11 protein-coding genes are annotated in these 12,009 nt (G+C 45.1%); 3 read left to right on the top strand and 8 right to left on the bottom strand.

Translation table 11 applies throughout. The features are described from left to right. Nucleotides 1-34: 34 nt before the first annotated feature. The 3 genes from M3191_RS08885 to yfkAB form a co-directional block, all read right to left on the bottom strand. Complete coding sequence (locus M3191_RS08885) at nt 35-1,039, bottom strand: alpha/beta hydrolase (protein WP_251700034.1); 1,005 nt, start codon at nt 1,037-1,039, stop codon at nt 35-37. A 73-nt stretch (nt 1,040-1,112) separates the two neighbouring features. Next, nucleotides 1,113-2,048: an AEC family transporter gene (locus M3191_RS08890; protein WP_251700035.1), complete on the bottom strand. Its 936-nt coding sequence runs from the start codon at nt 2,046-2,048 to the stop codon at nt 1,113-1,115. A gap of 367 nt (nt 2,049-2,415) precedes the next feature. Then, on the bottom strand, nt 2,416-3,546 hold the full coding sequence (gene yfkAB, locus M3191_RS08895) for a radical SAM/CxCxxxxC motif protein YfkAB (protein ID WP_251700036.1): 1,131 nt from the start codon (nt 3,544-3,546) through the stop codon (nt 2,416-2,418). Between the two features lie 177 nt (nt 3,547-3,723). Here yfkAB and M3191_RS08900 point away from each other — a divergent pair, with 177 nt between their 5' ends. Beyond that, on the top strand, nt 3,724-4,392 hold the full coding sequence (locus M3191_RS08900) for a hypothetical protein (protein WP_251700037.1): 669 nt from the start codon (nt 3,724-3,726) through the stop codon (nt 4,390-4,392). 55 nt (nt 4,393-4,447) lie between these two features. Here the strand turns inward: M3191_RS08900 and M3191_RS08905 are convergent, their stop codons facing one another. From M3191_RS08905 to M3191_RS08915, 3 genes are all read right to left on the bottom strand, one after another. Next, nucleotides 4,448-5,173 (bottom strand): amino acid ABC transporter ATP-binding protein, encoded by a 726-nt coding sequence (locus tag M3191_RS08905; RefSeq protein WP_251700038.1) that lies wholly within the window; start codon nt 5,171-5,173, stop codon nt 4,448-4,450. A gap of 15 nt (nt 5,174-5,188) precedes the next feature. Continuing rightward, a complete protein-coding gene (locus tag M3191_RS08910; protein ID WP_285847209.1) occupies nt 5,189-5,821 on the bottom strand; it encodes an amino acid ABC transporter permease in 633 nt (210 codons plus the stop codon). A gap of 69 nt (nt 5,822-5,890) precedes the next feature. Beyond that, nucleotides 5,891-6,703 (bottom strand): transporter substrate-binding domain-containing protein, encoded by an 813-nt coding sequence (locus M3191_RS08915; RefSeq protein ID WP_251700039.1) that lies wholly within the window; start codon nt 6,701-6,703, stop codon nt 5,891-5,893. 344 nt (nt 6,704-7,047) lie between these two features. Here M3191_RS08915 and mgtE point away from each other — a divergent pair, with 344 nt between their 5' ends. Beyond that, nucleotides 7,048-8,406, top strand: a complete 1,359-nt coding sequence (mgtE, locus tag M3191_RS08920) for a magnesium transporter (RefSeq protein WP_251700040.1) — start codon at nt 7,048-7,050, stop codon at nt 8,404-8,406. A gap of 449 nt (nt 8,407-8,855) precedes the next feature. Here the strand turns inward: mgtE and M3191_RS08925 are convergent, their stop codons facing one another. Continuing rightward, nucleotides 8,856-10,370, bottom strand: coding sequence for an acetyl-CoA hydrolase/transferase family protein (locus M3191_RS08925; protein ID WP_251700041.1), 1,515 nt, complete (start codon nt 10,368-10,370; stop codon nt 8,856-8,858). Between the two features lie 144 nt (nt 10,371-10,514). Then, complete coding sequence (locus M3191_RS08930) at nt 10,515-11,153, bottom strand: LytTR family DNA-binding domain-containing protein (RefSeq protein WP_251700042.1); 639 nt, start codon at nt 11,151-11,153, stop codon at nt 10,515-10,517. A gap of 143 nt (nt 11,154-11,296) precedes the next feature. Here M3191_RS08930 and M3191_RS08935 point away from each other — a divergent pair, with 143 nt between their 5' ends. Beyond that, nucleotides 11,297-11,926, top strand: coding sequence for a CBS domain-containing protein (locus M3191_RS08935; RefSeq protein ID WP_251700043.1), 630 nt, complete (start codon nt 11,297-11,299; stop codon nt 11,924-11,926). Nucleotides 11,927-12,009 lie beyond the last annotated feature (83 nt).

The raw sequence follows: 12,009 nt of genomic DNA on the forward strand, positions 1-12,009 counted from the left end.
CACTTTCACAAGTTTATCGTCACTTCATGACCTTTTACCTATTAGCTATTTTCCCCGGTACTTGGACAGACCCTTCCTTCCACTCACTCAGCCATGCATCAAGATGCTTGATCGCTTCAGCATGGATCGGTTTGCCGATTGTCTTGATGTAATCCTTTTTATAAGTAGAGGCGGAAAGTGGTGTCAGCTGTTCTTTCAAACCGTGATCCATATTTTCGACAACGATGCATGTCGACGGTCCTTTTACGTTTTCAGGTATCCTTTTCGCGAATTCAACGCTTGATTGGAAATCCTTTGAGCCATTAATCGCCAACACAGGACATGCGACATGTTGCAAGCCTTCGACAATGTCGTAATCGAAATGCTCGCGGTAATATTTCGCGGGCATCTTAATTAAACCGGCAATCCGGACTACATCCTTATTTGTCGTCGTCAGTTTCCGGTACGTCGCTTGTGCCTGTTTTTCGCCTTTATCCAATGTATTGAATTTCCGAATGATAAACCCTTGCAACCCCTTCGCTTGTTTTAACTCGGAGTATAATTGTTGCCTTTGATAATCCAGACTTTCCCGCAGACCCCCGCCGCCGCCGGACAATAAAATCAATCCATTAAACGGTCTTTTCTCGTATAATGCAGTGCCGACAATGCATCCCTCGCTATGACCTATCACAATAAGCCGATGAGGATCGATGTCAGGATGGGATGCCAAAAATTCAAGGGCGTTTGCCGCATCCGTCACCGCGTCCCAAAGCCCGGTACGTTCAAAATTCCCTTCGCTTTCCCCAACACCCCGTTTATCATATCGAAGCGTTGCAAATCCCAATGTCGGCAGGTGTTCGGCCAAATCCCTATACAAATTGAACTGGAATTTCCCTTTTTCCGCGTTCGCATCCCGATTCAGTTTACCTGATCCGGCAAGTATCAGAATCGCTGGGAGCAAACCTTCTTTAATTGGAGGCAAGGTCAGTGTTCCTTTTAATAAAACATCACTTTTAATGACAACCTGTTGATTCTCCACATGGATCTCCATCCGTTTCATTTCTCCCCTTTTTCCTAAAGGCATCATAACTCTTTAGTTTATGATTCGATGGATTCCTCCTATTCCCCTTCGTCTACACAAACAATATTCCAGATAAATACACGACAAATGTTACTGTGATTGCGCTTAACACAGTTGAAAACAGAACCGTTTGTGCTGCCAGATCTGGATTCACATCATATTCCAACGCAAGTGTCGAACTGTTTCTTGACGTCGGGAAGGAACTTGCGATAAAGAGCGATTGCGCGACGACGCCATCCAGCCCGAAGAGGAAAATGAGAAGCAATGCAACACTTGGGCCGATGATAAGTCTTCCAATGCTGCTAGTAATAATCGTCCGATTCACAATTGTTTTCAATTCAATTTGCGCAAGCTGCGCCCCCAATAAAATAAGCGCGATCGCCAAAAATGCATCGGATAGATGACTGATCGGCGCCCAGACGAAGTTCGGAATCGGGATTTGCAGCCAATTCAACAAGCCGCCGAGGAGCATCGCGTGGATGACTGGCATTTTCAATAGCGATTTTAGGATTTCCAACCCGGACTTTGTCGCGGATATCAAATTATACAATCCATATGTATAGGTTAAAACGTTTTGAAAGACCATCACAATAATTTGAATGGAGATGCCGAGGGGATTCGCGTGGAATAGCAGCTGGCTGACCGGTATTCCATAATTCCCCGAGTTGATCAACGAAATGCTGTTTTTGAATATCGCTGCTTCCCCTCTGTTTAGCTTTAAAAAATTACTCAATATAGTTGTAACAATGATGATCGCTAAACTGAAGGCGACTAGGTAACCGATGATTTCTAAGAGTACATGGACATCGATTTCCGTCTCATAAAGATTAATGAAAACAGCCGCCGGCATGAGACAATATGTAATCAGATTCGATACTGCTTTTAAATTGAAGGCGAATTTTCTTTGTAAACCTGCACCGAGGACTACGAGGATTAAAATGGGCAAGATTACATTTAAGAAAATGGATCCTATGAATATGTTGGCCACCCCCTATATCAGTTTAAAGAAATCTCTTCCATTATGAGTATACAGGAAAGCAATACGTTGTTGTAATTATGAAAAAGTTATAACACTAGATAAGAAAAGGACTTCCTACAATCCGGAAGTCCTTTCATTATCGTCTAGTGTTTTCCCCGGATGGATATCGGTCAGTTGCCGGGAGTTATCAATCATTTACTGTAAGTTATCGGTCAGTTGCCAGGGCTTATCGGTCACTTCGAGCGAGTTATCGGTCATTTTCACAAAGATATCGTCATTTCGTGACCTTATACCTACCCAAAAAAGCTCTTTATTTGTCAAAGGCATTTGACGCGAAGCAGATTTACTGATTCTGGCAATCTCCCACGCGCGATAATCACTCCACGACAATATTCGTCCGTTTCACAGTGAAATCTTCCTCCGGATAATAAGCATCTTTCACCAATAGATTCGGCCCCAGGCACTTGACAGCAGGACAGTGACATCCAATCGTTTTTGCAAGCGGACGGTCAAGCCATCTATCTAGCATTTCGGGCAGAGAATCGTTCTGGATATTGCCCATTGGAGGCGTATCCCCAAAATCAGTTACAATGACGTCGCCTGTGAAAATGTTGACGTTCAAACGGGAGCGGCCGTCCGGGTCATTGCGGACGGAAACATTTTTGCTGCTGTAAATGCGTTCCAACAGCTTCAAATCTTCTCCATTTTGACTGCAAGGATAAAACGGCAATGTGCCGAATAGCATCCACACGTCTTCATTCCGCATATCCAATAATTGATGGATCGCTTCTCGCGTTTCATCCAACGACAACACTTCAAGCTGTGATGCGAAGTCACTCGGATACATTGGGTGCACCTCATGCCTTGCACACTTCATCTCCTCAACAATTTGGCGATGGATATGGCCAAGATGCGGCAACGTCCGCTTATTCAACATCGTTTCTGCGGAAACCATCACACCCGCTTCCGCCAATGCGCGGCTGTTGTCGATCATTCGCTGAAACTGCTCAGCACGGCGTTCTCTAGGCGGTTTTCTATCCATATTCGCGAAACCACCGTCAATGAAATCATCAACTGTGCCCCAGTTATGGGAAATGTGCAAAACGTCCAAGTAAGGTGCAATTCCCATATAACGATCAAGTGGCATCGTCAAGTTCGAATTCATTTGCGTCCGAATGCCGTTTTCATGTGCATATTTTAATAAAGGTAAAACATATTGTTCAATCGACTTCTTGGAGAACATCGGCTCGCCGCCTGTTATGCTGATCGTTCGTAAATGTGGAATTTCATCGAGTCGGGAAAGAAGTAAATCAATTGGAAGGGCATCCGGATCTTTATGCTGCAGCATATAGCCGACCGCACAATGCTCACATCGCATATTGCACAAATATGTAGTCGTAAATTCGATGCTCGATAATGTTAATTTGCCATGTTCCTGCACGTCCAAGTAGGCTTCCCACGGATCATGGGCAGGCGACATTTTTTGAAGTGTAGCTATATTTTTCATTTCTATATGACTCCCTACTAGTTTACTAAACCAATAAATAAGTATGAGCTTCATTTTTGCCTTTTGCAACCCTTCTCAACCAATCAATTACTTTGCCTGAATTGTATAAATATATGATATGCTTCGACTTGAGAATAATGTACTTTATTCGAAAAAAGCGAAGGGATCGATAGGGCAATGAAGAAAACCAAAATAGTAATCCCCTTCTTATTAGTATGCATCATTATCAGTGCCTACTATTATTCCAACAATAATTCATGTATGCGGAAAGCACCTCATTACAACTCCTTTATATTTTCGAGTCAACCACTCGGTCAGTTTGAAGTAAGTAAAAACATCGTAAGTGAATCCATTGATGAGAAGAAGTATAAGAGATATAAACGGACGGAAGATGCGATGAAAGAATTTGGTAGGTATGTGCCCCTGCCCAAGGATGAGCCTTATTTTATGGAATGTACTTTTGGAGAGGTTGCGTATGCAGATGAAGAGCCAGTGCAATTCACGCATTTTGTCAGGCATCGGGATATGAAAATCGATGTCCGTAAGGGGGCTAAATGGGAGTATAATCAGCAGCTGACGTACGGCATGTATTATTATCAGGTCAGTAAAGAGCCTTTTGCTCATTCCTTGGAGGACTCTGAGTTGGATGATGTAAAGACAATCCTGTTGGATGATGGAGTGGAAGCGCTGTTTAGGATAAATCTTATGGAATGGAAGGATGACCGATTTTATTATCAGCTTTTTCACAGAAACAGTTATCGTGAGCCTTCTACGTTAACATTTTTAGCCAATTCGTCCCGTGTTAATATCAGTTATGTACCTGAATGGGTAAATGAGATCGATTGAAGACTATTTATCCAAAAAAAAGCAGCCTCCTTTTCATAGGAAGCTGCTTCTTCATTCACACATTCACCATCTCCAAAAACTGCCGCGTCCGCTCGTTAGTGGAGTGATTGAAAAACGTCTCTGGATCTGCATCCTCGATGATGCGCCCTTCGTCGAGCATGATGATTCGGTCCGCCACTTCTTTTGCGAACTTCATTTCATGCGTGACGACGACCATCGTCATGCCGTCATTGGCGAGGTCTTGCATAACTTGGAGTACTTCGCCGACGAGCTCCGGATCGAGCGCTGATGTTGGTTCGTCGAACAATAATGCTTTCGGTTCCATTGCAAGCGCACGAGCGATGGCGACACGCTGTTTCTGCCCGCCCGACAATTTATTCGGATAGACATCCGCTTTATCGGACAGTCCGACTTTTCCTAGCAGGGCAAGCGACAATTTCTTCGCCTTCTCTTTGTCCTCTTTTTTGACGATCAACGGCGCTTCCATTATATTCTCAAGCACCGTCTTATGCGGAAACAGGTTGAAATGCTGGAACACCATGCCGACTTCCGCCCGTACTTTCGACAAGTCTTCCTTCTTCCGATCGACTTTCCGACCATCAATCAAGATGTCTCCCTCTTGCGCCTTTTCAAGGAAGTTCAGGCAGCGCAGCAATGTACTTTTCCCGGAACCGCTGACGCCGACTAAAACGACGACTTCGCCGGGATTTATATCAATATCGATCCCTTTCAGCACTTCGAGATCACCGAATGATTTATGGAGATTCATTGTTTTAATCATGTCATTTCCTCCAGCCTACGATTTGTCCACGTTCAATTTATTCTCATACAACTTCAAAAGTCCTGTGAAGATTAGGACGAGAACAAGGTAATACATGCCGACGACAAGGAACGTCTCGAACGGCAAGAAGGATGACGCCGCCTCCCGGTTCGCAAGGCCGAACAACTCCGTCACCCCGATGACGTAAACGAGGGACGAGTCCTTCAATGTAATGATAAATTGGTTCCCTAGCGGAGGAATTGCGCGGCGCAGCGCCTGCGGGAAAATAATCCGGCGCATCGCCTGCGACCGATTCATCCCAAGCGCAAGGCTCGCTTCCCGCTGTCCGCGGTCAACCCCTTGGATCGCACCCCGGAACACTTCCGCAATATACGCCCCGTTATGGACGCCGAGTGCAATCGCCCCTGCCCAGAAATTCGACAGGACAACAATCGACGTAATTCCATAGTACAAAAACATGATTTGTACAATGAGCGGGGTCCCACGGATCAACGTAATATATAAGTTTGCAATCGTTTGTAAGATTTTTGATCTCGATATTTTCATTAACGCAAAGACAATCCCGAACACGGTTCCTAACACAATGGCAATGGCAGTTATTTTCAATGTGACAAGTGCCGCTTTCAGGAAGCCTTCGTACGTGCGCATGAACACTTCAGATAACGTTAGTAATATATCAGGCACTGGCCACTCCCTCTTTCCGTTACAAATCTGTTTTTATTCTAGTAGTTCAGCATTCTCCAAGTCGATATCCAATAGATTACGGTCGAACCACTTTTGTGATATTTCTTCATACGTACCGTCATCGATAATTTCTTGCAGGGCTTTGTCAATCGCGTCACGGAGCTCTTCATTATCCTTTTTCACCGCAACCGAAGGCTGTTCGACCCATAACGGAGTGCCGACCTCTTTAATGGCAAAGCCGTTATCTTTCGCTTCAAAACCGACGATATCCGACGTAATGACGGCATCCAATCGATTTTCGACCGTCAAATCTTTCAGTGCGACGACATCGCTGCTATAGTATTGGAGGTTGTCCGATAATTCTTTTGCTGGCTCTTCATATGTCGATTGCGCAATGACACCGATCTTTTTGCCTTTCAGGTCTTCAGGGGACTTGATATCGGTATTGTCTTCGGCGACCCAAATCATCCCGCCCGAATAATAGTATGGCTCTGTGAAAGCAGCCTGCTCGGCACGCTTTTTCGTATAAGCCATCGAGCCGATGATGGCATCGTATTTATTGGCAACCAGGCCTTGAAGAATTGTTTCAAATGGATTCGTCACCGGATTTGGCTCTAAGCCCATTCTCTCCGCAATCTCCGCTCCGATTTCCATATCAAAACCCGTAAGCTCCCCATTTTCCTCAAAGTTGAACGGCTTGTAGAGACCGCTTGCCGCATATGTCAATTTCCCTTTTTCAACAAGGCGATACCCGTCATCAGTCGCTTCGGTTTTGTCATCACCGCAAGCTGCCAACACAAGCGTGGCCGAAATAAGTAAAAATAATAGCGTTTTCCATTTTCCCATGATAATAACTCCCTCTTTCCCGACAAGATGCCGTCTTTTTTTGCTTACTAACTCTCTTTCCCTATCATTTCCGTGCTAAACATCTAATTTTGATACTTTATAGAAAAATAGGATTGAGCGACAACAGGACTTGCCAGGCAAATTGTGTTTTGAGGTGTTATCACCGACTCTCGGTACTTTATCACCGATTTAGAGGGGTTTATCACCGACTCGGTTGAATTTATCACCGATTAACTACAATTCATACTGAATGAGTAAACTATGCTCCGTTTATTCACATAAGAAACAGGGAATTGGACAAGTCAGCAAGGCTTTTATATACATAAAGAGAGGTGAAGGGAGTCATGGCGTTAAACGGTGAGAAAGAAGATGTTTCGCGTGCGATTGTCCACGTGTTGAAGGAAGGACAAAAGGACACATTTCAAAAAATCGTGAGTGAATTAACCCCATATGAAATATCGAGACATTACCGGGGACTGCCTCGTAAAAGAAGAATTCTATTTTTAGAGTGGCTCTCTATGGATCAACTTGTGACGTTGCTCAGATATTTGACACGCAACGAACAGCTTCGCGTATTGAAGAAGATCGGAGCCGTCCGCTCCACGGAATTACTGGAACTATTGAAGAGCGACGACCTTGCCCATCTACTGTCCGATTTACCGGATAAAGAGGTCAATGCCCTCATTGCCGAAATGCGGGACGAAGAAAAGAAGGACATCCGTAAAAAGATGAAGTATCCGAAAAAGTCAGCCGGTCGCGCGATGATCAGCCAGTACGTGTGGGTCCATGAATCCTATACGGTTGAAAAAACAATCAATAAGTTGAAATACTTCCGGGATTTCGCGGATTATTTGAATTACGTTTATGTCATCAATGATGAAAAGGAATTGGTCGGCGTCGCCTCTTACCGTGACCTGCTTTTGAGCGAACCTGACGAGGTAATCACAGATGTAATGACGACGGACATCGTCAAGGTGCATGAAAGTACGAAAGAAAGTGAAGTCGCTAGGATGATCGGGCGGCATGATTTCCTGTCCGTGCCAGTTGTGAATGATGACAATATTTTAGTCGGCATCATTACGGCTGATGATGTACTCGATATTGTCGTCAGGGAAGCGAATCAGGATATTGATATGTTGCTTGCATCCGGTAAAGAGATCGACTTCCACACAAGACCCTTTGTCGCAACGTATAAACGGCTCCCTTGGCTTATTTTGCTATTATTCATAGGACTCGTATCAGGCAGCATCATCGCTAAATTCGAGGCAACACTTGAAGCCGTCGTGGCATTGGCATTTTTCATGCCGATGATTGCAGGGATGACCGGAAACACAGGAACCCAATCGTTGGCTGTCGTTGTCCGGGGACTTGTAACGGAGGAGCTGACGATGAAAAAAACGCTCAGCCTCGTCTTCCGTGAGCTGCTAGTGGGAGTCATGCTCGGAGTTGTCTGCGGCGCAGTCATCTCCGTCATTGCGTATGTTTGGCAAGGCAGCTTCACACTTGGTCTCGTCGTCGGTTCTTCCCTCGTTGCGACACTGATCATCGGGACGTTGGCAGGAACCATTATTCCGTTGATCTTGAGTAAATTCAAAGTCGATCCTGCGGTTGCTTCCGGCCCGCTTATTACAACAATCAATGACATTTTATCCTTATTGATCTACTTCGGGATCGCAACGATGTTCATTTCGAAATTGATGTAGAGAACGGGATTGTGCGGAAACTGGATTCTTGAGCGCGGAAATGAATTCTTGAGCGCGGAAACGGATTCTTGAGCGCGGAAATGAATTCTTGAGCACGGAAACTGGATTCTTGAGCGCGGAAATGAATTCTTGAGCACGGAAACGGATTCTTGAGCGCGGAAATGAATTCTTGAGCGCGGAAACGAATTCTTGAGCACCGAAACGGATTCTTGAGCGCGGAAATGAATTCTTGAGCACGGAAACGGATTCTTGAGCGCGGAAACGGATTCTTGAGCACGGAAACGGATTCTTGAGCGCGGAAACGGATTCTTGAGCGCAAAACTCGATTGTTGAGCACATTTCTGTATTCTTAGACGCATAACCACAAAAAAGCTGTCACAGAAAGTCAATTTCTCGACTTTCTGGACAGCTTTTCATTTATATCGGTAAGTTCGAATAGGTGGTTGACGTTAGATGCGTTTCTCAGTAAGTGGGCGCATCGTACCATGTTGCATGAGGTTCATATGCCATGAAAATGCCTTTTCGAGCACATGTGGCGTATGGCCGCCTCTATCAAGAGCTTCATAGAAGTATTCCCATAGTTGCGTACGGTACATTGGATGCGCACAATTACCGATGATCAGCTCAACACGTTCTCTCGGCGCAAGGCCGCGCAGATCCGCATATCCATGCTCCGTAACAATGACGTCAACGTCATGTTCCGTGTGATCCACATGCGAAACGAACGGTACGATGCTTGAAATATCGCCGTCTTTAGCGATGGATTTCGTAACGAAGATGGCAAGTCTTGCATTTCGGGCGAAATCACCAGAGCCGCCGATGCCATTCATCATCTTCGTCCCCGTTACGTGCGTCGAATTGACGTTGCCGTATATGTCGAGTTCAAGCGCAGTGTTGATGGAAATCAAACCGAGTCGACGGATGATTTCCGGATGATTTGAAATTTCCTGTGGACGCATTATTAGCTTGTCCCGGTAGTTATCCAGATTGTTGAAGACCTTTTCCATCTTTTCCTGCGACAGTGTGATTGACGCACACGAAGCATTGCGGATTTTACCCGCGTCGATCAAATCCAATACCGCGTCCTGCAGCACTTCCGAATACACTTCCAAATCCTCGAATTCCGAGTCAAGCAAACCATGCAAAACCGCATTTGCTTGAGATCCGATACCCGATTGGAGAGGAGCAAGACTGTTCGTTAATCTGCCCGCTTCCACTTCCGAACGAAGGAAGGATAGCAGATGCTCTGCCATAATTTCCGTGTCACGGTCAGGTTGGGTGATCGTTGACGCGGAATCCTGTTGGTGAGTGAACACAATTCCCTTCACTCGATCCACGTCAATCGGAATGCCGATCGTTCCAATCCGATCGCTCACTTTCGTCAATGGAATCGGATTCCGTTCTCCCTGTTTGCCCGGGTCATATAAATCATGGATTCCTTCCCAGGCCGTTGACTGTGCTGTGTTTATTTCAATAATGATTGACTTTGCATGCTGCGCAAACGATAACGAGTTACCTACAGAAGTCGACGGAATGATCATTCCATCCTCCGTCACTGAAATCGCTTCCAAAATCGCGAAGTCAATCGGTTCGGTCACATTAGTACGGATCCACTCTGCCGTTTGGGATAGATGATGGTCGACAAACAGCAGTTCCCCGTTGTTAATGTCGTTGCGCATCGCCTTTTCCGCTTGGAATGGCAGCCTCTTCTTCACGATTCCCGCTTCCGCGAATAATTTATCGATATCGGAGCCGAGCGATGCCCCCGTGAACACATTCACTTTGAACTTTTCCGTTTCAGCGCGCTTCACTAATGCCATTGGAACCGCTTTCGCGTCGCCCGCACGTGTAAATCCGCTCAACCCGAGAGTCATGCCGTCCTTAATCCAAGAAGCAGCCTCTTTAGGCGACACAATTAAGTCTTTCATTTTTTCAATTCTGATACGATCCATATGGTTACCCATTTAAATCGCCCCTTTTCATAACTTTTAGATAATTGCATTATACCTCGCCACAGTGCTGAAAAGGGGTTTTGTGAATGAACTACCGGATTTGAAAACAGACAAGCTCATTCAATGACTGAAACAGCATATTTTTGACTTACAACCTTAAAACCCTAACAGTTTACGAAAATAACTGGAATACGATTGACTGACCGGGATTTGAGCACCATCATTCATGGAGAGGGTAAATGTCGAGTGGCTATCCGGGTAAATCGCTTTAATTTGTGTGACGTTGACGATGAACGACCGATGGCAACGTACAAACAATTCGTGTGGCAGCACAAATTCGAAGTTCTGCAATGAATGCCGATGGGTACCCGTTATATGGTCCGCAACGACGACCGTTTTGCGATCCCGCACTTCAATATACTTCACTTCGGAAAATGGGACTGGCACCCAGCCATCCTCCGTTTTCACGGTAACGACCGACTTTCCTTCCGTATAAGCGGGATAGATAGCAACGACGCAACCGTCCAAAGCGCCATTATCATGGAAAGGAACGGCCATTCCGTGATAGGGCACACCAAAGACATCACGATTGATGAACTCTGAAACCTTTTGCCCTTCCTTCAGTGCCTTATAGGCGATCGTCCCTTCCCGCACAGGATCACCTGGTCTGATTTTCAGGTCAATCCGCTTGCTCGGCCGGTAATAAATATATTCCTTTGTATTAGAAACGACTATGGAGATTTCATCAGCAAACAACTCGCCGACAACGTCGAGCAGAGATTCCACATTTAACAAGGTATTCCGTACTCCTTTCGCAATTCAATTACTGCTAGTATAAGTTTTCATGTACAATATTCCAATTTTCATTTATAATGGAAACCAATCTAAACTAAAAATTTGGACTTCACAGAAACTACAGGTAACGAGGGGGAGCTTTTATGCATATTCGGGATTTGATAGTAGAAAGACTCGGAGTCGCTACGGTAAAGTCAGATCAAAGCGTATCTGAAACGCTAGCAAAAATCAACGAGACAGGATATAGGTGCATCCCTGTCGTCGACAGCGATGACACCTATAAAGGGATGATTTACAAAGTCGATTTACTTTCCTATCTGTATGAAGATAAGGGAGATGTCGCGAAGCCCATCGACTCCTTATTGAGACACCAAGACATCTACCTATATGAGAACGCTTCTTTTTTGAGTGCTTTGCTTGAAATTAAAGCACTGCCTTTCATCAGCGTCGTAAGGGATGGCAAACTTCTCGGTATTTTAACACATAATAAAATTGAAAGTGTCCTGGAAGATGCATTCGGACTGAAAACAGGTGGCATTAATATCACACTTGCATCAACTGAAGCACGAGGCATGATCAGAAAGTTGACGACGACGCTAAAGGACGAGAACATTGAAGGCATGCTCACACTGGACAACGGCTCAGCACTCGCGAGAAGGGTTGTCATTACGCTTGAAAACGGTAAATCCGATGAAGAAATGGTGAAATTGCGTGAGAGGCTTGAAAAACACGGATTCCGGATCTTGCAAATGCACAGAATTCAGCCTAAGTAACCAAAAGTAGCGGGCGCTTGCCTTGCCATAACAGTTGGATAATAACCACAAATAGAAGGCTGTTTCCACGTCGTAATCGACAT

Origin of the sequence: Sporosarcina luteola (assembly GCF_023715535.1) — a bacterium.
In the GTDB taxonomy this organism is placed as follows: Bacteria; Bacillota; Bacilli; order Bacillales_A; family Planococcaceae; genus Sporosarcina; species Sporosarcina luteola_B.